Genomic DNA, 23,189 nt, shown 5'->3' with positions numbered 1-23,189 from the left:
GAATCAATGGCGCGAAAAGAGGTGCAGGTGACGGTGCGTCCGGTGCTCATGCGCAGTTTACATTTAAAAAAGGACACCTTCCGACAGTTCTTTTATGAGAGTTCGCTTCGTTTTGGCAGACAGATTGGCAATGATATCGCTGAACTCAAAGATGAGACAGCGTCGATTGTCAACAAGAAGTACATGTTTTCGCTTGGGATGGAAACGAGCGGCGCACACAGTTTCCTGAAATGGATTTCAGACGAGTTTAACGCGGAGGACGTCTCGCATGAGCAGGAAGAGCGTCTGCGCCGTTTAGTGGCGGAATATCCGAAGATCCGTGCCTATATCCGCATTGAGGAAGACCAGCTCATCTTTGATCATGAACGGTTTGCTGAAGATGTTGTGGCAGGGCGTTTCAAGGAGACGATCTTTGGAATTACCTTCGATATTCAGAGTGTTATTGAGACGGCAATCAATACGGGGTCGGTGGCGCTTGATTTTCCCATTGAACCATTTAAGAAATCCCTTCTCTATACTGACTATGTCCGTGCAAATATCCAGCCTTACGCGGAGCGCATACTGACAGATATGAGCCTTGGACATTGGGATCTCTATGAGGAATTGACGGACGAGGGACGTGAGGATAGTGTATGTCTGCGCCTGCCGCCGACGGATTTCCTCGTAGCACGTCCGCCGCAGATGGATGTTATCATGAACGGAACCTGTGCGATCGACTTCGGTACGCGCAGTACGGTCGTCGTCTGCCGTGACCGCGAGGCGCGCCTCCTGCGTATTGGCAAAGGCGACTACTCCAATGCGCCGACGATTCAGGATTACGAGAATCCAACGGCGATCGAGCTGATCGATATCGAAAAGTTCAAACAGCTTTATCGCGCCCGTGAGGGACGCCCCTATACGGAGTGGTCGCAGGTGACAGCATCCCATCAGGCTGCGGATGCGATCTTTGAGCGTCAGTCAACGGAGGGGATTGCTGTTTATTACTCTGTGTTCAGCGAGCTGAAACGCTGGACGCGCGATACGGCGAATTCGCCGATTCTGAAGGATCGGCACGGCTATATCCAAGAGGTCAAACCCTACGCGGAGACACAGCCGCTCGATGCAGGCGGCTTCGATCCCATCGAGATTTACGCGTACTATCTTGGTCTTTATATCAACAATATGCACCGCAATATCTATCTCGATTACATTCTCTCCTTTCCCGTTGGGTACGAAAAAAGTGTGCGCGAGCACATTCGCTTGAGTTTTGAGCGCGGTCTCAGAAAGACATTGCCGAAGGCTCTTCTCGATGATCCGGAGATGATGCGCCGTTTCCGCGTGTACGACGGGGCAAATGAACCTGCTGCATACGCGATCAGTGCCCTTGAGGCGTATGGGCTCGAGCCAAAGCGCGTGGGTGAGGAGGTCGCCTACGGTGTATTCGACTTTGGCGGCGGCACGACGGATTTTGACTTTGGTGTGGAGTCTGTGCCGGAGAACGGACGGCGTAAATTCATTATTGAGCAGTTTGGCTTTGGCAGTGATATGTATCTCGGCGGTGAGAATATCCTCGAACTGCTCGCCTATGAGGTGTTCAAGGACAATTTGCCCGAGATGCGTCAGCACAAGATCACGTTTGCACTTCCTCCGGAGAGCGAAACCTTTGCAGGGGCGGAGGCACTCGTGCGCGAGACCAGAGATGCGGCATCACATCTCAACAACAAGATTCTGGCAGAACGGCTGCGTCCCTTCTGGGAGCGCGGAGCGGGCTATGAGGAGTTTGCAGCAGGAGATGCGTTCGATACGGAGCTCACACTCTTTTCCTCGGAGAAGACAGGCAATGCGGGCAATCGTGCAGACGTCCGTCTGCATATTGATGTAAAGAAACTGGAGCGGACACTAGAGAACCGCATTCGCCGCGGCGTAGATAACTTCTTCCAGGCGATGGCTGCGGCATTTAAGGGGCGTGATGTGCGTCAGGTGCACATTTTCCTCGCCGGAAATTCCTGCAAGGCACCGATGGTGCGCAAGCTGTTCGATGAGTACATTGCCCGTCAGATCAGTTCCCTGCAGCAGATGTCAAAGCCTGCATCGCATGAGAAACAGGATGGGAAGAAGCAGGACGTGTCCAAGAGTACATCGGCACAGAGCAAAGATGCGCCATTCCTTCTCTATCTTCCGCTCGGAATGGAAGACGAAGAGAAAGACAGCGGCAAAAGAATGCTGGATGGTTTTGATCGTCTTCGCACGGGAAAAACGGGCGTGGCGTTCGGACTCCTTCGCTGCCGGAAGGGCGGGAAGGACGTCAAGATTATCAATAAGAACGTCGATGAGCACGATGAACTGCTGTTCCCCTATTTCCTCGGCAGCCTGAACGAACATGGCTGTTTCCATGTGGATATCGATGCACGCGTCGACTACGGCACATGGACGTATTTTACCTATGCGGATGAAGACGAATTTGAGCTCTACTATACGCAGGAACCGCGTGCACTTAAAGGGCATATGAAGGCTGCGGAGGTACGCATGGTGCGCTGCATGATTGACGACGATGATGTGAATGATGGTGATGAGGTCGGTGTATACATTCGCAAGAAGTCGCCGAATACCATTGAATATACGGTAGCCTCGGAGCATACACTCGCTGCAAAGAATTACAAGGGAACGATCTATACTGTTCGTCTTGGATGATGGCCTTCGGGGAGGGCGATGCGATGAACCACCTGCCATTTAAGAACTATATGGAGGATGTTGTCGGGGATATGCTGACGCGGCTCGCAGCGCAGTATCCGGACGTCTGCATGTGTGACCGCTGTCGTACGGATATGATGATGATTGCACTGAATAATCTGCCGCCGTGCTATGTATCAACACATAAGGGCAATGTTCTGAAGCGTGTTGAGGGAATGGAGCCTCAATGTGAGGTGGAGATACTCGCTGAGACGCTGCGTGCGATGCAGATTGTCAATGGACAGCCGCATCATGAACGGAATGAGGAGGGCATCTGATCATATTGATGGTGCTGATGCGTGGAAAAACACTCGCGGAGATTCTCCCCGCGGGTGTTTTCTTGTGGTTGCACGGCCCTGTCTTTTTTGATAAAATAAAAGCGCACTGATAAATTACTGAATTTATCAGTGCATCCTATATTGTTCACCGAAGAGAGGAATCTGTCATGTTTGCACAGATCAGGCGCGATATTCGTGTCGTTTTTGAGCGCGACCCTGCAGCGCAGAGCGTGGCCGAGGTGGTGCTCTGCTACGGCGGGCTGCATGCCATCTGGCTGCACCGTATGGCCCACGCACTTTTTGTGCGCGGCTGGGTGCTGATCCCGCGCCTGATCTCGAACTTTGGGCGCTTCCTGACGGGGATTGAGATCCATCCGGGAGCGACCATCGGAGAAGGGCTTTTCATCGATCATGGAACGGGCATCGTCATTGGTGAGACGGCAGAGATCGGGCGGAATGTTACCCTCTATCAGGGTGTGACCCTCGGCGGAACGGGCAAAGAAAAGGGAAAGCGTCATCCGACGCTCGGCAATAACGTCGTCGTGGCATCGGGGGCAAAGGTGCTCGGCTCCTTTACGGTGGGCGATCACGCGAAGATCGGCGCGGGATCCGTTGTCCTGCGCCCTGTTCCCGCGCATGCCACCGTGGTCGGCATCCCCGGGCGTATTGTCGTGATGAAGGGGCAGCGTGTCCGTACAGAGGCAGAGCTGCTGAAGGCACGCGCTTACTCCATGGAGTGTGAGGAGAGTGCTGAGGAGATCGCGAGTGAACTGGATGTTGATCTCGATCATGATATGCTGCCGGATCCGGAGGCCGAGATGATCGAACAGATGCGTCAGGAGATCGCCGCACTGAAGGAGCGGTTGGATGCCCTTGAAAATGCGAATAAGGAGATACGATGATTACTGTTTACAATACAATGACACGTAAAAAGGAAGAATTTCATCCGCTGCGTGAGGGCGAGGTCAGTATTTACTGCTGCGGGGTAACGCCCTATAATGACCCGCACATAGGAAATGCACGTCCTTTTGTGACATGGGATGTCATTCGGCGCTATCTCGCACACAAGGGCTATCGCGTTCGCTACATCCAGAACTTCACCGATGTGGACGATAAGATCATCAATGCGGCGAACCGTGAGGACGTGACGTGGAAGGAGATCTCTGACCGCTATATCGCTGCCTACTTCACAGCGATGGATGCGCTGAATGTGCGTCGTGCCGATGTATTCCCGCGTGTCTCTGAGACGATGGACGATATCATCCGCATGATCGAGACGCTGATTGAGCGCGGCTATGCCTATGTTACAGAGACGGGCGATGTCTACTACAGCGTCGAGGCATTTGCTCCGTACGGATGCCTCAGCGGACGCAGTCTTGACGACATGGAGGCAGGCGCGCGCGTTGAGGTCAACGCGACGAAGCATCATCCGATGGACTTTGCTCTATGGAAGGCGGCAAAGCCGGGCGAGCCCTCGTGGGACAGCCCATGGGGGAAAGGACGCCCGGGCTGGCACATCGAGTGCTCGGCAATGTCCGTGAAGTATCTCGGTGAGGCGTTTGACTTCCACGGCGGCGGCAGCGATCTGATCTTCCCCCATCACGAGAATGAGATCGCACAGGCAGATCCGTGCATCGACGCTGACGTGAAATTTGCACGCTATTGGCTGCACAATGGCTTTATCACCATCGACAATGAGAAAATGTCGAAGTCAAAGAATAATTTCTTCACAGTCAAGGACATTCTGAAGGAATATCCGGGCGAGGTGATTCGCTTCTTCATCCTCCAGACCCACTATCGCAGCCCGCTCGATTTCAGCGACGAGCGTCTGCAGGAGGCGCAGACAGCTCTCGCGCGTCTGAAAGGCGCGAATGAGGTGATCGACGAACTCCTGAAACGTGAGGGGACGGCGGACACTGCGGCGGATCTTGCCGCGCAGTCGGAGGCATTTTTGCGCGACTTTGATGCAGCGATGGACGACGATTTCAACACGGCACTGGCGATCAGCCAGATGTTCGGGCTCGCGAAGGAGATCAATCGCTATCATCAGGAGGTTGAACGCGGCGCAGTGTTTGATGCGGCACATTTCCGCACGGCGGCCGAGGCATATCGCAAAATGGCGGGGATCATCGGCATCTTCGAGCAGGATGATGCGGCTCCCGCAGACGATGGACTGACCAATGCCGTCATGGACTTTGTTATCTCCCTGCGGCAGGAAGCACGCGCGGAGAAGAACTGGGTGCTTGCGGATAAGATTCGCGACGGGCTGAAGGAGGCGGGCGTTCTGATCGAGGACACGCCGACCGGTGTGCGCTGGAAGCGGGCGTAACAAGCGCATGAAGTTTGAACGCTTTCAGCAGCTTGTCCATACGATGTTCCTGCCGGATGACAACGGGAATCCAGCCGCGCGCTATGATCATGTGGATGCCGCACAGGTGCACCCGCTCGTGCTTGCCTACATTGGCGACGCATATTTTCATCTCTATGTGCGCATGCGCCTCCTTTCGTACGAACAGACGCAGGTGCAGGGGCTGCATGCATTCAGCGCTCAGATCGTCTCGGCGGTCTGGCAGGCACGCGCCTACCGCGGTATTGCCGATATGCTGACCGAGGAGGAGCAGACGATCTACCGCCGTGCACGGAATACGAAGAGCCATGCGCCGCGCAGTGCTTCTGTGGCAGATTATCATGCCAGTACGGGATTTGAGGCGCTCCTCGGCAGCCTATACATCCGCCATGAGACAGAGCGACTCAAGGAGATTACGGAAACGGCATTTCAGATCATTGCCAAGGCGATGATGGAACAGATGCAGGGAGAAAAAAAGCATGGAAATCAAACTGATATCGAAGACGCCCAATTACCTTAAAACCTGCTGGACAGCGGCACGCACCTGCTACAGCGCAGACTCGCCCATCGAACTGCTCACCGAGGAAAAGACGGAGGAGGAGATGCTGCGCCTTCTCACGCGCATTATGACGAGCAAGCACCTCTCTGTCGTCGAGCACTGCTCCATGACGTTTGCCGTTAAGGATGTGTCGCGCACGCTCCTCGCCCAATACAGCCGTCATCGCATCGGCGTTTCACTGAGCGTGCAGAGTCAGCGCTATGTCTCGGAGCAGTCCGCGAAGCAGACGGACGGGCTCTTTGGGCATGTCGTCCCGCAGACCGTGGCGGAAAACGCGGAGGCGTATGCACGTTATATGGCTTGTATGAAGGAGATCCAAAAGACATACGACGAGCTTCTCGCGCTCGGTGTCGCGAAGCAGGATGCGCGCTTTGTTCTGCCGGGCGGAGCGTGCACGAATTTCGTCACGACGCTCAATCTGCGCTCTTTTATGGACGTCTATGAAAAGCGCGTCACAACTCCTGGGGCGCAGTGGGAAATCAAAGAGATGATGCTGCGGATGCGCGATCTCATCGTCGCAGAGGAGCCGTGGCTTGAAGAGTTTATCCCGCGCAGCTGATGATGCAGAAGGTGGATCCGATGAAAGAAAAGCATGTACAGCGCACCGCTGTGCCGCAGGAAGAAAAGACCCCACCCATCTTGGCGGGACGGCATGCCATCATCGAGGCGATCAAGGCGGGGCGCGGCATCAACCGCATTCTGCTCGCCGACGGCGTGCGCGGCAGCGGCGTCAACGAACTGCGGGATCTCGCACGCGAGCACGGCATCATGGTGGACACGGTCGGCCGCAGCAAACTCGATGCTCTCGTGTCGCAGGATGTACGGCATCAGGGGGCAGTCGCCTATGTCGCACCCGTCGCCTACGTCGCTGTGGAGGAGGTCATCGCAGGGGCGCGGGCGCGCGGGGAAGATCCGCTTCTCCTGCTCCTCGACGGCATCGAGGATCCGCAGAATCTCGGCGCCCTGCTCCGCACGGCAGATGCGGCCGGCGTCCACGGGATTCTGCTCCCGCGCCGTCACAGCGTGCCCCTGACGGAGACCGTTGCGCGTGTCTCAGCAGGAGCACTCGAATACGTACCCGTCGCGCGTATCGGCAACATTGCACAGACCATACGCGCGCTGAAAGAGCAGGGCTTTTGGATTGCGGGGGCGGATATGGGCGGCGAGGAGATCTATGACCGTGCCAATCTCACGGGGGCTCTTGTCCTTGTCATCGGCAGCGAGGGACGCGGCATGAGCCGTCTCACGCGTGACCTCTGTGACTTTACCGTACGCCTGCCCATGATGGGGAAGATCAACTCCCTCAATGCCTCTGTTGCGGGGGCGATCCTCATGTACGAGGCACAGCGGCAGCGCAGGGCAAAGGCTGCGGTGTGACATGACAATGCAGCGGGAGCCCGCGTACTACCTCATCGACGGCTACAATGTCATCAACGCGTGGCCGGAGCTCATCCGCCTGCGCAGCAACCTCGACGAGGCGCGTGATGTCCTCGTTCGTATTTTGACGGAGTACGGTGCATTTGAGAACTACGAGATGACCGTCGTCTTTGATGCATTTGCTACGGACGAAGAGGAGCATGCCGTGGAGATCAGCAGCCGCATGCGCGTCATCTATACGGCGACGGGCGAGACGGCGGACAGCTGCATCGAGCGGCTTGCCTACACAGCAGTGCGAATGGGGCGTGAGGTGCACGTCGTCACGTCGGACGGAGCAGAGCAGAGTCTCATCCTCGGTGCAGGCGCCTATCGCATTACCTCGCCCGAGCTGCGCCGTTCGGTAAAAAAGGCAAAAAAATTGATGCGTACGGAGTACATCGGCACGCATACAAAACCGCTCGGGCGCATCGAGGTGCACGAACGGATCGACCGAGCGACACTGGCGCGGCTCGAAGAACTGCGGCGTAAAAAATAGGGGCTGTCGGCGAAGCTGTTTCGCCGGACAGTCTCTATTTTTTACCACCGATGCGTCCTGCGCCAGAACGACGGCTGCAGGAGAATGAGCAGGGTGAAGATCTCAAGGCGGCCGAGGAGCATCGTGAGGCAGAGTATCGCCTTTGAGAAGTCGGAGAGCGGTGCGTAGGTGGAGGTCGCGCTCACGATCCCAAATGCGGGGCCGATGTTGCCGATGGTCGTGATGGCGACGGCGACAGCATCGAACGGGAGAAGACCGTCCATGGCGAGCAGGAACGCCGTGACAAAGATGACGGCGAGGTAGAGAAAGAAAAATGTCCCGACGCGCAGCAGCATTGCGCCGTCGACATGTGCGCCCGTGAGCGTGATATCCACCACGCGGTTCGGATTCAGCTTTTGGAGGACGACGGCACGTGCGTTGCGCACGAGGAGGATGAGGCGTGCCACCTTGATGCCGCTTGCTGTCGAGCCTGCGCAGCCGCCGATCACCATGAGGAGGAGCAGTACCATCTTGGAGAAGGTCGGCCACGTTTCAAAGTCCGCCGACACGAATCCCGTCGTCGACAGCGAGGTCACCTGAAAGATTGCGACGCGTGCCGCCATACTGCCGTCCATCCCCATCGAGAGGATGAGGTTGAGCGCGATGAGGAGCGTCGCCGCAAGAACGATGCCGAGATAGGTGCGAAACTCCGTGTTGTGCAGAATGACCGCAGGTCCCTTGACATAGGCACGGTAGTAGAGTGAGAAGCTGCCGCCTGCGAGGAACATGAAGAGGGCCGTCCACAGCTCGAATGGGAGATTGTGAAAGTGCATCGTGCTGTCGTCGTAGGTGGAGAATCCACAGGTTCCGATGGTGGACATTGCATGGGCAAGAGCAATACTGAAATCGACACCGCACACCATAAAAATAGCCGTTGTTATGACGGTGAAGATCAGATAGATCTTAAAGAGCGCGACGGTCATCTCATGCAGGCGCGGCATGACACGGTCGAGCGTCGGACCGCTGCCCTCGGCACTGTACATATAGATCGTGCTTGCCCCGGACTGCGGGAGCAGCGCGATAAAGATCACGATGATGCCGAGGCCGCCGATCCACGCCGTCATCATCCGCCAGAAGAGGATGCTGTACGGCACTCCATCGAGTGTGCCAAAGACCGTCGCGCCCGTACCGGTAAAGCCCGAGATACTCTCAAAGAGTGCGTCGAGAAAACCGAGGTAGTGGCCGAGGAGGTAGGGAAGCATCCCGAGAAAAGTCCCCGTGAACCAGCCGAACGCTGTAATGGCGATCCCCTCGCGCGGGGTCAGATCATCGGAGCGTTCCCCGTAACGGCGAAAGGCGATGCCGAAAAAGATGCTGACGAAGACGGACAGCATGAACGCCTCGCGGCTTGCCTCCTTGCCGACGATGGCGAGGACGAGGGGGATCGCGAGTGCCGCCGCCATCGCAAAAGAAAGGCGTGACAGGATATAGTTGACCGCATAGATATTCATAGTGTCCTACCAGTTATGCCCGGTGTCCTTGAACAGCGCACCGATGAAAAGGAAAAAGGCAAAAATCTCGATGCGCCCAAGGATCATGAGAAAGGCACAGATGATCTTTGTCCATGCCGGAAGTGCCGCTGCTGTGTCCATGTGTACCAGCCCCGCGACACCGCCCGTCGTTGTGAGACAGGAGACCGTCAGGGCAATCGTCTCGATGGGGGCAAGGTTCGCCAGAGAGATGAGGAGGCTGCTGACCGAAAAGACTGCGGCGAAGAAAAAAGAGAGGACGAGCACCCGTCCGACCGAGTGGATGGGGATCGGCATTCCCCCCTGCCGCACGGCGAATACAATGCGCGGGTGAAGGGTGCGCCGTAGTTCCGTCCATGAAAGCGAGAGCAGTACGAGCAGGCGCGAAATGCGGAAACCGCCTGCTGCCGAGCCCATGCAGCCGCCGATGATGGCGAGGAGCGTCAGGAGCAGCACGGCACCGCCGTGGACGGGGATCGCTCCCGCGAGCAGCAGCCCATTCGTGGAGAGAAAGGAAATGGCGTAGAAAAATCCGTGGGCAATGGCATCGATGGGGGAGGATGTACCGCGCAGCAGGGGCGGCATGGTGAGCGCCAATCCAGCGGCGAGAAAGAGCAGGCAAAAGGCGTGCAGCTCCGTGTGGCGCAGCACGTCCACCTCACCGCGTCGGCGCAGGAGCTGTCGGATCGTGAGGAGCGGAAGTGCTGAGAGCAGTGCGCTGAGACCGCCCGCGAGCATCAAGGATGGTGTCGGCGGGAGGTCGCCCACCATCGGCCCAGCCCCCGAGGCAATCGTATAGAGGGCGAGCAGCAGTGCAGAGAAGACCGTGTCGCCCCCCGCGAGATAGAGGAGAGCCGCAGCAATTGTGATGGCGATATAGAGCAGCGTCATCTCGTGCATGGGGCGCGTCATACGGTTCCAGAGAGGGCTGAAGAGTCGCTCCTGCCGCACCGAAAAATCCACGCCGAAGCAGCCGCCGACGACGGGCTGCACCGTCACAAGAATGACGACAAAGAGCAGTCCGCCGAACCAGCTCATGAGTCCGCGCCAGAGGAGGAGTGCGGGCGGCAGATCCTCGGGCAGAGCCGTCAGCCCCGTCGTCGTAAGCGCTGAGATAGATTCAAAGAAGGTATTGATCGGCGAGAGATGTAGCCCCGCCAGATGAAAGGGCAGCATGCCGAGTAGCGCGAGGAAAAACCACACGACGAGCAGAAAGAGCGTCCCTTCCTGCACAGATAACTGGCGCATGTGGCTGCGCCCCATATTGCCGAACACCATGCCGAGGATAAAGGTCAGTACACTGAGAACGGGAAAAAATCCGGTCGAGGCATCTCCGACGATTATCCCATAGGCAAAGGGAATGAGATAGAGCGGAGCGAAGACATACGCCGTGCGCCCCATGAGCACCCAAAAGAGATCAAAGCGCATCAGTCGTCTCCAAAGTAGGTGAGAGCCTTATTGGCAAAACTCTTCAGAACGAAGAGAATGACACGGTCGCCCGGCTGCAGCTCTGTCATGCCGTTCGGGATCGCCGCTTTTTCTCCGCGCACATAGGCGCAGACGAGACATTCGCGCGGGAGCCGTGCGTCCATCAGTTTTTTTCCTGCGACGGGAGCACCGGGGCGGACGATCACCTCGAGCGCCTCTGCACGTGCGCCCTCGAGCAGGGTGACACGCGCCACATCGCCGCCTCGCGCAAAGGCGAGCACCTCGCTTGCGGAGAGCAGACGCGCCGAGAGCGCGATGGTTACGCCGACCTTCTCCATGAGATCAATATACTCGTTGCGGTTGACGCGCACCAATGACTTGATGCTGCTGTTTGAGAGATGGCGTGCGAGGAGGGCAAGCATCAGATTCAGCTTATCGTCCTCCGTCAGACAGACGATGGCATCCGCCTCGGCGATCCCCTCCTGTATCAGGAGATCCATATCCGTACCGTCGCCGCAGATCGCAAGCCCTGTCGACATCATCCCCGCGAGCAGCTCACAGCGCTCACGGCTGCGGTCGATCACCTTTACCTGTACCCCTTGGCGCTCGAGCATGAGCGCGAGTGCGCGTCCCGTCCGCCCCGCGCCGATGATGGCGACACGTGCGAGCTTCTTCGTGTCGCTGGGCACGAGGCTCTGGCTGAACTCCTCGATCCGTTCCTGCAGACCGATGAAGTAGGCATTGTCGCCCGGGAGAAACATATCATCGCCATGGGGGATAATCATTCGATGGTCACGAAAGATCAGCCCTGCCAAGACACCTTGCGGCAGGGTTAAGTCCTTGAGCGGAATGCGGGCGATCGGTGCATGGCGGCGGATGCGCGTCTCGAAGAGCTGCACTTTGCCCTGTGCAAAATCCTCCACATTGAGTGCGGCAGGGGTCATGAGGATGCGGTTGATTTCGTTCGCCGTGATGAGCTCGGGATTCAGCACGAGATCAATGTCAAAATTTTCCTTGAGATACTTGCCTGCCTCCACCGTGACCTTCATATCGCGGATACGGGCAATCGTATGACGAATGCCGTGTTTCTTCGCGAGGACACAGGCGACGATGTTCACCTCATCGCTCTCCGTCACCGCGATGAGAATGTCCGCACTGTTGATGTCGGGATCGTTCATCGTTATGGGGCTCGCGATGTTTGCCTCGACCGTGAGCACATCGAGCGTCGTCTTCGCCGCCTCCAGCTGCTTTGACACGCCGTCCACCACGACGACGTCGATGCCCTCCTCCGAGAGCAGCGAGGCAATACTGTATCCGAGCTGTCCCGCGCCTGCTACTACAATTCGCACATTCCTACCTCCTGCACACGATAAATCATGGTAAGTATACCACACCGCATGGCATGATGCCATACTTTGACCGATTTCGGCGCTATGATAAATGCTATGGTCGGTAAAATTTGGAGATTTGCTCATTGAATTGTCGCGAATCGGCTTGACAATGTCGGGCGTGATACATAATATAGTAGTGTTGTGAGTGGGAAGAGTTTGCGCCAATAGAGAGAATTTGGCAGGCGTGGAGGTGGATGATTGGCGGCGATTACCTATGAGTTGATTCGGAAAGATCCTGCGACGGGTGCACGTGCCGGTGTCATTTATACCCCCCATGGGAGCTTTCCAACACCGATCTTTATGCCGGTAGGGACGCAGGCGTCCGTCAAGGGCGTTTCACCCGATGAGCTGCGTGATCTTGGTGCGGGGATCATCCTCAGCAATACCTACCATCTCTTCCTGCGCCCCGGAATGGAGCTTGTGCGTGAGGCGGGCGGACTGCATCGCTTCATGCACTGGGACGGTGCGATCCTCACGGACAGCGGAGGATTTCAGGTGTTCAGCCTCGGCGATCTGCGCAAGATCACCGAGGAGGGGGCGACGTTCCGCTCGCATATTGACGGGTCGAAGAAATTCCTCTCGCCCGAGGTGTCGATGGAGGTGCAGCGCGCGCTCGGCGCGGATATCGTCATGGCGTTTGACGAGTGCATTCCGTATCCTGCCGACCATGACTATGCGAAGGCCTCGACGGAGCGTACACAGCGCTGGCTCATCCGCTGCCGCGATGCGATGGCGGGCGCAGAGGGGCAGGGGCTTTTCGGCATCGTGCAGGGCGGGATGTACCGCGACCTGCGCGCATGGCACGCCGCCGCTGCAACGGAGCTCGATCTGCCGGGCTATGCCATCGGCGGGCTGAGCGTCGGCGAACCGCATGCACTGATGGAGGAGATCCTCTCCTATACGACAGAGCTTCTGCCCGAGGAGAAACCGCGCTACCTCATGGGTGTCGGGACCCCCGACTACCTCCTCACGGGGGTACGGCACGGCATCGACATGTTTGACTGCGTATTCCCGACGCGCGTGGCGCGCAACGGCATGGCAATGACATGGACGGGGCGGCTCGTGATGAAGAACGCGGCGTATGCGCATGACCATACCGTCATGGAGGACGGCTGCGGCTGCTATGCCTGCCGCAATGGGTACACGCGTGCGTACATCCGTCATCTCGTACGGGCGCAGGAGATCTTTGGACTGCGGCTGCTCTCCCTGCACAACCTCTACTTCCTGCAGGAGTTCATGCGGCGGATACGTGCGTCAATTTTGGATGGGACGTTTTTATCGTTTTATCAGGACTTTATGAGTCACTATCATAGAAATAAGTGAAGGAGTTGTCTTTATGGATGCAGAAATGATGGCACAGCTGAGTTCGTGGGGCCCGATTGTTATACTGGTGCTCTTCTTTTACTTCCTCCTCTACCGCCCGCAGAAGCAGGCACAGAAGAAGCGTGAGGAAATGCTCAGCCGTCTGAAGGTCGGCGATGCGGTCATTACGCTCGGCGGGATGCATGGCAGGATTACTGCGATTGATGAGAAAACCGTTACCCTCAGTGCTGCCGAGAACGTCAGCATCGTCTTTGAGCGCTCTGCGATCAGCGGCGTGAGTGAGGGACAGGAGTAAATCCGCTGTGATGGCAGAGGATATACGTGCTGAGAAAAAGGCTCTGCGGCGGGAGATGCTGAGCCGCCGCCGTGCAGTTTCACCGGAGCAGCGGACGCACGCGGGCGGCATCATTACGGCGCAGGTCCTGCCGGAGCTGAAGCGGGCAGGAACAGTCATGCTCTATGCATCCATGCCGGAGGAGATTGATCTCTTTCCGCTGATGGAGAAGCTGATCTCTGCGGGGAAACGCATCGCTTTGCCCGAGATCACAGGGCGCGGCACAATGGAGGCACGGGAACTGGCTGCCATGGATGCTCTGATCGATGGTGCATTTGATATACCGACACCTGATCCTGCACGTGGGGCGCAGATTCCGCCCGAGGAGATCGATGTCGTCATCGTCCCCGGTGCGGCGTTTGATGCAGACGGCGGACGGCTGGGACTGGGCGGCGGATATTATGACCGCTTCCTGCCGCGTGCAGTGCATGCGGAACGTCTCGTTCTGGCATTTGATTTTCAGATCGTTCCTGCCGTTCCCATGGCGGCGTGGGATGCACGCGTTGATCGGATTCTGACCGAGCGGCGCAGCATGGACTGCCGAAACGGCAGAGTGAAAGAGGGGTAAAGGCTGTTGAGACAACATAGTCTGTTAAAGCTGGTGATTACGGTCGCCGTCATCATCGCAGCTTTTTTTGTGTGCGTTCGGCCGCTTGCGAGCTCCATACGACAGGGGCTTGACCTGCAGGGCGGTACACACGTCGTCCTGGAGGCGGTCGATACGGAACAGGCACAGGTCAACGACGATGCGATGAACCGCGTGGTGGCGATCATGGAGAAGCGCGTCAATGCACTTGGCCTCACCGAGCCGATCATCCAGCGCGAGGGTGAGCGGCGCGTCATCATCGAGCTGCCGGGCGTCAAGGATCCCGATGCAGCGATCAAGACCATTGGCAAGACGGCGATGCTCGAGTTCCGTGATGAGGAAGGAAATACCGTCCTGACCGGTACCGATCTGAAAGATGCACAGGCATCGACGAATCCGCAGACGGGGCAGAACGTCGTCAACCTCGAGTTCTCAGATGAGGGTGCACAGAAATTCGCCGACCTGACGATGAAGAACGTTGGGCGTACGATTGCGATCCTGCTTGACGGTGAGGTACTCACTGCGCCGAACGTACGCGAGCCGATTCTCGGCGGACGTGCGGAGATCACGGGACAGAAGACGCTCGAGGAGGCACAGAATCTCGCCGTCGTCCTGCGCAGCGGCGCACTGCCCGTGAAGGTCGAGATCATCGAGACGCGCACGGTCGGCCCGACGCTCGGACAGGACTCGAAGGACAAGTCCCAGTTCGCCTTTGCGGTCGGCCTTGGTGCGGTCGTCGTCTTCATGATTTTCTTCTATCATTTCTCGGGGTTCATTGCCGACGTGGCACTGATGGCATATACGATCATGCTGCTCGGTATCCTCTACCTGATGGATGCAACCCTGACTCTCCCGGGCGTTGCGGGCATCATCCTCTCCATCGGCATGGCGGTGGATGCGAACGTGCTCATCTTTGAGCACTTCAAAGAGGAGTATCAGATCAATGGGAAGTCCCTGCGCCTTGCCATGGACGCGGGGTTCAAGCGTGCATTTACAACGATCTTTGACTCGAATGTCACGACGCTGATCGCGGCGGGTGTGCTCTTCTTCCTCGGGACGGGGACGATACGCGGCTTTGCCATCACGCTTGGCGTCGGCACGATTCTCTCCATGTTTACGGCGATCACGCTGACGCAGTTCATGCTCAAGCTGATGATCAACTCGAAGCTGTCAGAGAATCCGCGCCTCTATGGTGCGACGGGCTTTATGCTCGAGGGAAAGAAGGGGGCTGAGAAGAATGCCTAAGTTCGATATCGCAGGACATCGCAAAATATGGTTTCTGATCTCCCTGCTCGTCATTATCCCTGGGATTATCTGTATGTGCGTGCGCGGCTTCAACTTCGGCATCGACTTCACGGGCGGCACGATCATGGATCTGCGCTTTGAGCAGCCTGTGACCTTGCAGGGGGTGCGCAGCAGCCTCGCAAAGTACGATCTGGACGGCAGCACGATCCAGTTTGCAGGTGCAGAGGCGGGAATTGATGCCTCTGAGAACGTGATGATCCGCACGATCGACCTTGAGGAGAACCAACGCAAGGAAGTCATGGCATCACTCACGCAGGATGTCGGTCCCTACACAGTGCTGCGCGAGGAAAAGGTCGGTGCGACCATCGGCGGCGAGCTGATTACGAACGCCGTGCTTGCTCTCGTGATCTCATGGGCACTCATTATCCTCTATGTCGCGTATCGCTTTGAGTGGCGTTTTGGGGTGTCGGCCGTGCTCGCGCTCATCCATGACATCATCATCGTCATGGCAGTCTTTTCGTTCACGCAGCGGCAGATTGACTCTTCGTTTATCGCCGCTCTGCTGACGATTGTTGGATACTCCATCAACGATACCATCGTTATCTTTGACCGTATCCGTGAGAATCTGAAACTGCATTTCCGCCGCGGCGGGGATGTGAACGAGCTGGTCAACCGCTCCATCTATCAGACGCTGACCCGCTCGCTCTATACGGTGTTCACCGTGCTGTTCACGACGTTCGCCCTGTACTGGTTCGGCGGCGAGACGACGAAGGACTTTGCCTTTGCACTGCTCATCGGCTTTGCGGTTGGCTGCTATTCCTCCATCTTCATTGCGAGCCAGCTTTGGATCGAGCTGCGCAATCGGACGGAGCATCGCCGCTCTGCGGTAAAACCTGCAGCGGCGGAGTGATTTCATAGGGAAAGAGCCTGCTTGGGTCGCTGAGCAGGCTCTTTTGATGAGGTGGGAAGAGGAGGAGAAAAACGTGCTGAAAGAATGGATCGTCGCACAGCATACGGACGAGGGGGACGCGCTCGCCGCAGAGATCGGCGTCACGCCCATCATCGGACAGCTCCTCTGGCAACGCGGCATCCGCACGGCAGAGGAAGCGCGAGCTTTTCTCCACCCCGCGGATACGCCGTTTCATGATCCCTTTCTCATGGCGGATATGGAGCGCGGGGCAGAGCGCGTCCTGTGTGCCGTCCGCCGTGACGAGCCGATCGTGATCTACGGGGACTACGACGTGGACGGCATGACGGCAACCGCCCTCCTGATGCGGAGCATCCGCACGCTTGGCGGCAATGTCTCCTACTATATCCCGAACCGTTTCACGGAGGGCTATGGGCTGAACGCCGATGCCCTGCAGCAGATCGCGGGGGAGGGCTGCCGCCTTCTTGTGACGGTGGACTGCGGCATTGCCTCGGTGGATACTGTGGCAGAAGCGACGGGCGGCATGGACATCGTCATCACGGATCATCATCTGCCGGGGCAGATGCTCCCGTCTGCCTATGCCGTGATGAACCCGCATCGTGCAGACTGCGCCTATCCGGAGAAGAATCTCGCAGGTGTTGGTGTCGCGTTTAAGCTCGTTCAGGCACTTTGGCAGATGGAGAGAGAGGAGTCCTTTGCAGAGTATCTGGACATCGCGGCACTCGGCACGGTCGCCGATCTTGTGCCGCTCGTCGGCGAGAACCGAAAAATTGTGCAGATGGGACTGCGGCAGATGGCAGAGCACCCCTGTGTCGGCATCCGCGCCCTCATCGAGGTCGCGGGGCTTGCGGACAAGAGCATCAACACGGGACAGGTCGGATTCCAGCTTGCCCCGCGTCTCAATGCGGCAGGCCGTCTTGAGACAGCACGTCATGGGGCAGAGCTCCTTCTGACCGAGGATACGGCGTGTGCCTCCCGCATGGCAGGGGAGCTGAATGCACTCAATACGGAGCGGCGTGATCTGGAGCAGGACATCTTGGCGGAGGCGGAGCGGCAGCTGGCGGATTTCACTCCCGATGTTCCTGCCATCGTCGTGGCAGGAGAGGAATGGAACGCAGGCGTAATCGGCATCGTGGCATCTCGCCTGGTCGAAAAATATTATCGACCGAGCATTGTCCTCACGCGTCGGGACGATGTCTATAAGGGCTCATGCCGCAGCATCGCGGGACTGCATCTCTACGAGGCACTTTCCGCCTGTCGTGACACCCTCATCCAGTTCGGCGGACATGCTATGGCGGCAGGACTGACACTCTCCTGTGAACGTCTCTCGGACTTTCGCCGTGCCTTTTCGGAGGCGGTGCGCACCAGACTGACCGCGCAGGACTTTATCCCGAAGGTCGCCGTTTCTGCTCTTGCCGCTCCTGCGGACTGGACCGTCGAGACAGTGGAGGAGCTGGCTCTGCTGGAGCCGTATGGGATGGGAAATCCGCGCCCGATCTTCGGCGTGCGGAACGTCCGTCCGCAGAAGGCATCGTCTATCGGTGCGGAGGGAAAGCATCTGCGCATGGACATCGGCACGCGGGAGCATCACATCACGGCACTTTACTGGAATGCGGGCGATCTCGCGACAGTGCTGACGGAGGAGGACAGCGACCTCGCCTATACGCCGAGCATCAACGAGTGGCAGGGCGAACGCTCCGTGCAGTGCATGGTGGATACGGTCACGCCCGCCGCACACGAACGCATCTTTCCGGAGCGGGAACTGCTTCGCAGGATCTATGCCTTCCTGCGTTCTCTTGCGGCGGAGGATGGGGCGATACGGGGGAGTGCACCTGTGCTTACCCACCGCTTTTCATATACGATGGAACATATCTCACATTACACGATGGACTGCGCCCTGCAGATCTTTTTGGAGCTCGGCGTGCTGAATGTATCGTCTGAGGGGTGGAATTTTGTTCCGCCGCAGGGTACAATGGAGCTGATGGATGCGCCGACCTATCGTCAGCATCAGGAGAGAAAGGAGGCGACAAAAAATGTCGGATGAACTGAAACCTGTGACACTCGATATGATCCTGGAGGAAATTGCCGCATATCAGCCAAACGCGGATATCAACAAAATTGTACGCGCCTACGAATTTGCGGCAAACGCTCATCGGGGACAGGAACGTGTCTCGGGTGAGCCATATATCGTCCATCCCATGCACGTCGCCTATATCCTTACAACGCTCCATCTTGACGATGAGACGATATGCGCCGCATTTCTGCACGACGTGGTGGAGGACACGCAGACTACCCTCGAGGAGATCGAGGCGGTATTCGGAAAGAACGTCATGACGCTCATTGACGGCGTGACGAAACTCGGGCGCATTGAGTCAATGTCCAAGGAGGATGTCAAACTCGAGAACTACCGCAAGATGTTTCTCGCCATGGCGAAGGACATCCGCGTCATCATGATTAAGCTTGCCGACCGTTTGCACAACATGCGCACGCTGAAGTATATGCGTGAGGACAAACGCCAGCGCATCGCACGGGAGACACTCGAAGTCTATGCGCCGCTCGCGAATCGCCTCGGCATCTCCGGCATCAAGGCGGAGCTCGAGGATCTCTGCCTGCGGTATTTGGAACCCGAGGCATACTATACGCTCGTGGAAGAGGTTAAGCAGAAGCGGCGTGAGCGGCAGGAATTTATTCAGGATGCCGTTCAAAAAATCCGTGCCCAGCTTGAGGCGGCGGGAATCGAGGCAGAGATCAAGGGCCGCGCGAAGCATTTTTACAGCATCTATCGCAAGATGAAGCGGGACAACAAGAGCATCAATGAGATCTACGACCTCTCAGCGGTGCGCGTCCTCGTCTCGACGGTCAAGGACTGCTACGGTGTGCTCGGCGTCATCCACGCGATGTGGAAGCCGATCCCGGGGCGGTTCAAGGACTATATTGCCATGCCGAAGTCCAACGGCTATCAGTCCCTGCATACGACCGTCATGACGGAGGGGGATCCGCTCGAGATCCAGATCCGCACCAAGGCGATGCACCAGATCTCCGAGTTCGGTATTGCGGCGCACTGGAAGTACAAGGAGGCGGGGCGGAGCGTCGGCGCGGGCGATGAGAACGATCAAAAGATGTCGTGGCTGCGTCAGATGGTCAGCCTCCAGAAGGAATACGACGATCCGAAGGAATTCTTTGAGGCGCTGAAGCTCGACGTGTTCTCCGACGAGGTCTTTGTCTTTACGCCGCGCGGTGATGTCATTGATCTGCCGAAAGGCTCGAACCCCATTGACTTTGCCTATCACATCCACACGGAGATCGGGCATCACTGCGTCGGCGCCAAGGTCAACGGGAAGATCGTGCCGCTCGAATACAAGCTGAAGAACGGCGATATCGTCTCCATCGTCACAAACAAGGCGAGCAGCGGACCGAGCCCTGACTGGCTGAACACCGTTGCCTCCTCGGCGACGCGCGGGAAGATACGCGCATGGTTCAAACGGGAGAACCGCGAGGCGAACATCGAGCGCGGCATGACCCTCATCCGCGATGAGGCAAAGCGTCTTGGCTATGCGGCAAAGGATCTCATGACGGATGGGCGACTTGCCAAGGTCGCGGAAAAACTCAATGTGCAGGGGGAGGAAGATCTGCTCGCCGCACTCGGCTACGGCGGTGTCAGCCTGCGCGGTGCGATGACCAAGCTGATTGAGCTCTATCAGCAGGCGATCAAGGACAGTACTCCGCCCGAGGTATCACAGATGCTCTCGGAGCTCAAGACGCCACGGCGCGGCAAGCGGAAAAAGGCAAGTCATGGCGTCCTCGTCGAAGGGGAGGGCGGCTACCTCGTGCGCCTCGCACGCTGCTGCAACCCCGTCCCGGGGGACCCGATCACGGGCTACATCACACGCGGACGCGGCGTCTCCGTGCACCGCTCCGACTGCCCGAACGTCCTCAATGATACCGAGTTTACGCGCATGATCGAGGTGAGCTGGGATATCGGCCTGGACAAGGAGTACACCGTCGGCATCGAGATCATCTGCAACGACCGCAACGGGATGCTCGCCGAGATCCTCGCCGTGCCGTCTGAGATGAAGATCAACATCCAGACCATCAACGCCACGCCGAACCGCCGCAATAAAACCTCCACCGTCCAGCTTGGACTCAGCGTCAGCAACATCGACCAGATCGAGCGGGTCATGACCCGCGTCCGCCAGCTCAAGGACGTCTACCGCGTCACACGCACCCTAGGCGCAGGCAGCGGAGAGGGATAACAGAATAAAAGCTCCGCATATCGGCAACAGAAACCGACCTGCGGAGCTCTTGTTTATTGAGAAAAGTGCGGAGCGGGGGGAAGCTATCCATCAAATTTTGCACAGATGTTACAGATTATCCTAACCATCACGCCACCGACTGTCACCGTATTTTGCGACTTTGCCCATGATGTCAAAATTACGAGAAATTGTTGGTTCGTACGTTCTGTGCTGCCACGGAGGAGAGCTTAAACAACGAAAGAATTCATTGGCACCGCAGAGAATTGTTGTGAAGAACTCCTTTTTCGGCAGCCAATAATTTTTCTTGTTCCAATTCGTATAAACCTTAAGGAAATTATTCTCATGAGCGGTGAAGTACATTTCGCACGGACATCCCCAAAATCTGCATATCGCTTTACCTGTGCGCAGGCATTCATTTACTGATTCAGCCATGTTATTCCATAACACGTCGATGTAATCCCACTCCTGTAACGTCAATATGTGCTGATCATAATAATCTAACAGGATCGCTCCTTCGATTTCCTCATATCCAATGTATTTTGCAATTTTACGCAGCGCTTCTGTGTCGTGAATGGAGATGAATCCGCTGGCGGGAATATTGTCCAAGGCTCTGGTTGCTTTCTTGGACAGATATAAAAATGATTGGCAGGAAAACATGTTGTCGATATTCATTTTACTCTCCAGGAATTCTTCTTATATATTCGCCATAAAGGCGCGGTAGGTATGCTCCATCTCCTTGCGGGTTTTGCTCGCAGGCCAGAGTTCGCCGAGGGCGCCTTCGCGCATCCCGGCGGCGAGGTGACTGTAGAGGCTTGGATTCTCCGCACTGAGGCGTGCGATAAGCTCTTTGACGGTTTGCCGTGTGGTGTTTCCGTTGTGCGGACATGGCGACGGGATGGGAGTGAAGCCGTGCAGGGGAATAGCGTCGATGATCTCCTGCTCACGGAAGTAGACGAGCGGACGGATGACGGTGATGCCCGTCTTGTCGAGGTAGGTCTTGGGACGGAAGGTGTTGAGCTGTCCTGAGTAGAACAGGCTCATGAGAAAGGTCTCCACTGCATCATCATGATGGTGCGCGTAGGCGACCTTGTTCATGTGATGTTCCTTTGCGTAGCGGTTGACCACACCGCGGCGGAAGAAGGCGCAGGTAAAGCAGGGGCTTTTTTCCTCCTGCTCTGCGATTGCTCCGGCAATGTCAACGTCAACGACCTCGTACGGAACGTCGAGGCTCTTGCAGAACGCCGCAATCACATCGGTGTCAAAGGGATCGTCGAACTGTGGGTTGACGGTGAATGCGGCGATGGTGAAGTCTTTCTTCAGCCGTTCGCGCAGAATGGCGAGTGCGTAGGTGAGAAAGATGCTGTCCTTGCCGCCCGAGACGCCGATGAGGATGTGGTCACCGTTTTCGATGAGCTCAAACTCGACGACGGCACGCATGAGTTTGCTGAAATAGGTCTGCGGGATGTTGATGTTCATAGAATTGAGTTGCTTCCTTTATTCCTTATGACAGAGATAGACGCCGAGAATGCCGCGTCTGAGGGCGACGGAGAAGCGATGCTCTATGTTGCCCTCGGCGAGGACGTTGCTGATTGCCGTAGATGAGTGCGAATGTATCTGTGAACCGTTCAGCTCCCATCGCAGTCCATTTGTCGTGATGCCGGTGCACTCCTCAGTGAAGGGGAGAAGGGAAATCGCCTGCGGAGGACTGTCACATGTGATGGTTAAGGATTCGTCGCCGTGCAGGAAGAACAGTGCCTCACGCTCATCGGCGAGGATACAGGGGAGAGCGGCGTGTGCCGCGACTGAGGCAACACTCGTGAGATGGTCGAACCTGCCGCCGAATGCACCAGTCAGGATAACGAGCGCACAGGGCATGAGCTCTGCGGCAATCTTGAGTGCAAGCTCCGTATCGGTAAAATCCTTTGCGGGCGGGAAGGCATGTACGCGTGCGCCATGTTCCTCTGCCCATGTCCATGCCGTGCGGTCAGCACTGTCCCCGTCTCCAATCAGATGTGCGGGGGGGAGCGAAAGAACCTGGCAGATGTTCACTCCGCGATCAATTGCCCAGATGGGGCGGTCAGTACCACCCTTTTCGGATTTCTGCACGATCTGCGTCAGCCAACTTTTTGCCGGTGTCCGCCCCCCGCCGATACAGACGATCTCTTGTGATGACGGGCAGGGCAGTACAGCGTAAAGCGTTGGAAGAATGAGATAGTGTTTGTATTCATGCATGACAACAGTTCCTTTGTCGAACTTTATGCTAGAATATGATTATATCACACGTTTTTTTCGTCGAAAAGCGAAAAAGGCAAAAAAGGGGTTGACGAACGAAAGGGGACGTGTTATATTATGACAGTCGCGCCGATGCGGGCGGCGGGCACGTGGGAG

At 57.1% G+C, this 23,189-nt stretch carries 21 protein-coding genes; 15 read left to right on the top strand and 6 right to left on the bottom strand.

The window, feature by feature from the left end; translation table 11 throughout:
* Positions 1 to 6 precede the first annotated feature (6 nt).
* The 8 genes from HMPREF0908_RS09405 (at position 7) to HMPREF0908_RS09370 (ending at position 7,805) form a co-directional block, all read left to right on the top strand.
* Positions 7 to 2,670, top strand: a complete 2,664-nt coding sequence (locus HMPREF0908_RS09405) for an Hsp70 family protein (RefSeq protein ID WP_006691261.1) — start codon at positions 7 to 9, stop codon at positions 2,668 to 2,670.
* 23 nt (positions 2,671 to 2,693) lie between these two features.
* Positions 2,694 to 2,987, top strand: a complete 294-nt coding sequence (locus tag HMPREF0908_RS09400) for a late competence development ComFB family protein (RefSeq protein ID WP_040572741.1) — start codon at positions 2,694 to 2,696, stop codon at positions 2,985 to 2,987.
* 167 nt (positions 2,988 to 3,154) lie between these two features.
* On the top strand, positions 3,155 to 3,889 hold the full coding sequence (gene cysE, locus HMPREF0908_RS09395; RefSeq protein WP_006691259.1) for a serine O-acetyltransferase: 735 nt from the start codon (positions 3,155 to 3,157) through the stop codon (positions 3,887 to 3,889).
* Entirely contained in the window at positions 3,886 to 5,316 is a 1,431-nt protein-coding gene (gene cysS / locus HMPREF0908_RS09390) for a cysteine--tRNA ligase (RefSeq protein WP_006691258.1), read from the top strand. Before cysE ends, cysS begins: the two co-directional genes overlap by 4 nt.
* 7 nt (positions 5,317 to 5,323) lie before the next feature.
* Positions 5,324 to 5,854: a Mini-ribonuclease 3 gene (locus HMPREF0908_RS09385; protein ID WP_006691257.1), complete on the top strand. Its 531-nt coding sequence runs from the start codon at positions 5,324 to 5,326 to the stop codon at positions 5,852 to 5,854.
* Positions 5,814 to 6,452, top strand: coding sequence for an FAD-dependent thymidylate synthase (thyX, locus tag HMPREF0908_RS09380; RefSeq protein ID WP_006691256.1), 639 nt, complete (start codon positions 5,814 to 5,816; stop codon positions 6,450 to 6,452). Before HMPREF0908_RS09385 ends, thyX begins: the two co-directional genes overlap by 41 nt.
* 20 nt (positions 6,453 to 6,472) lie before the next feature.
* Positions 6,473 to 7,270 (top strand): 23S rRNA (guanosine(2251)-2'-O)-methyltransferase RlmB, encoded by a 798-nt coding sequence (gene rlmB / locus HMPREF0908_RS09375; protein ID WP_040572740.1) that lies wholly within the window; start codon positions 6,473 to 6,475, stop codon positions 7,268 to 7,270.
* A gap of 1 nt (position 7,271) precedes the next feature.
* Entirely contained in the window at positions 7,272 to 7,805 is a 534-nt protein-coding gene (locus HMPREF0908_RS09370; RefSeq protein WP_006691254.1) for an NYN domain-containing protein, read from the top strand.
* A gap of 41 nt (positions 7,806 to 7,846) precedes the next feature.
* Here the strand turns inward: HMPREF0908_RS09370 and HMPREF0908_RS09365 are convergent, their stop codons facing one another.
* The 3 genes from HMPREF0908_RS09365 to trkA are packed head-to-tail and all read right to left on the bottom strand — an operon-like array spanning position 7,847 to position 12,090.
* Positions 7,847 to 9,295 (bottom strand): TrkH family potassium uptake protein, encoded by a 1,449-nt coding sequence (locus tag HMPREF0908_RS09365; protein ID WP_006691253.1) that lies wholly within the window; start codon positions 9,293 to 9,295, stop codon positions 7,847 to 7,849.
* Between the two features lie 6 nt (positions 9,296 to 9,301).
* Complete coding sequence (locus tag HMPREF0908_RS09360; RefSeq protein ID WP_006691252.1) at positions 9,302 to 10,741, bottom strand: TrkH family potassium uptake protein; 1,440 nt, start codon at positions 10,739 to 10,741, stop codon at positions 9,302 to 9,304.
* A complete protein-coding gene (gene trkA, locus HMPREF0908_RS09355) occupies positions 10,741 to 12,090 on the bottom strand; it encodes a Trk system potassium transporter TrkA (protein WP_006691251.1) in 1,350 nt (449 codons plus the stop codon). The genes HMPREF0908_RS09360 and trkA overlap by 1 nt, the downstream gene beginning before the upstream one ends.
* Before the next feature lie 240 nt (positions 12,091 to 12,330).
* Here trkA and tgt point away from each other — a divergent pair, with 240 nt between their 5' ends.
* From tgt to HMPREF0908_RS09320, 7 genes are all read left to right on the top strand, one after another.
* The gene (gene tgt / locus HMPREF0908_RS09350) at positions 12,331 to 13,455 is read left to right on the top strand and encodes a tRNA guanosine(34) transglycosylase Tgt (RefSeq protein WP_040572702.1); all 1,125 of its coding nucleotides are present in this window, start codon (positions 12,331 to 12,333) and stop codon (positions 13,453 to 13,455) included.
* A gap of 13 nt (positions 13,456 to 13,468) precedes the next feature.
* Positions 13,469 to 13,750: a preprotein translocase subunit YajC gene (yajC, locus tag HMPREF0908_RS09345; protein ID WP_006691249.1), complete on the top strand. Its 282-nt coding sequence runs from the start codon at positions 13,469 to 13,471 to the stop codon at positions 13,748 to 13,750.
* Between the two features lie 10 nt (positions 13,751 to 13,760).
* Entirely contained in the window at positions 13,761 to 14,357 is a 597-nt protein-coding gene (locus HMPREF0908_RS09340; protein WP_006691248.1) for a 5-formyltetrahydrofolate cyclo-ligase, read from the top strand.
* A 33-nt stretch (positions 14,358 to 14,390) separates the two neighbouring features.
* Positions 14,391 to 15,620: a protein translocase subunit SecD gene (gene secD, locus HMPREF0908_RS09335; RefSeq protein ID WP_006691247.1), complete on the top strand. Its 1,230-nt coding sequence runs from the start codon at positions 14,391 to 14,393 to the stop codon at positions 15,618 to 15,620.
* A complete protein-coding gene (gene secF, locus HMPREF0908_RS09330) occupies positions 15,613 to 16,530 on the top strand; it encodes a protein translocase subunit SecF (RefSeq protein WP_006691246.1) in 918 nt (305 codons plus the stop codon). The genes secD and secF overlap by 8 nt, the downstream gene beginning before the upstream one ends.
* A 73-nt stretch (positions 16,531 to 16,603) precedes the next feature.
* Entirely contained in the window at positions 16,604 to 18,592 is a 1,989-nt protein-coding gene (gene recJ / locus HMPREF0908_RS09325) for a single-stranded-DNA-specific exonuclease RecJ (protein WP_245522947.1), read from the top strand.
* A complete protein-coding gene (locus HMPREF0908_RS09320; protein WP_006691244.1) occupies positions 18,582 to 20,801 on the top strand; it encodes a RelA/SpoT family protein in 2,220 nt (739 codons plus the stop codon). Before recJ ends, HMPREF0908_RS09320 begins: the two co-directional genes overlap by 11 nt.
* 120 nt (positions 20,802 to 20,921) lie before the next feature.
* On the opposite strand, the gene HMPREF0908_RS09315 is transcribed toward HMPREF0908_RS09320, so the two are convergent.
* From HMPREF0908_RS09315 to HMPREF0908_RS09305, 3 genes are read right to left on the bottom strand one after another with little or no spacing between them, the layout of a single operon-like run.
* Entirely contained in the window at positions 20,922 to 21,473 is a 552-nt protein-coding gene (locus HMPREF0908_RS09315) for a hypothetical protein (RefSeq protein WP_006691243.1), read from the bottom strand.
* 21 nt (positions 21,474 to 21,494) lie between these two features.
* Positions 21,495 to 22,277: a tRNA 2-thiocytidine biosynthesis TtcA family protein gene (locus tag HMPREF0908_RS09310; protein WP_006691242.1), complete on the bottom strand. Its 783-nt coding sequence runs from the start codon at positions 22,275 to 22,277 to the stop codon at positions 21,495 to 21,497.
* Between the two features lie 18 nt (positions 22,278 to 22,295).
* Positions 22,296 to 23,033, bottom strand: a complete 738-nt coding sequence (locus tag HMPREF0908_RS09305) for a thiamine diphosphokinase (protein WP_040572701.1) — start codon at positions 23,031 to 23,033, stop codon at positions 22,296 to 22,298.
* Between the last annotated feature and the right edge of the window lie 156 nt (positions 23,034 to 23,189).

The organism is Centipeda flueggei ATCC 43531, from assembly GCF_000160695.1.
Taxonomy (GTDB): Bacteria; Bacillota; Negativicutes; order Selenomonadales; family Selenomonadaceae; genus Centipeda; species Centipeda flueggei.
This window is presented reverse-complemented; position numbering and strand designations above follow the sequence as displayed.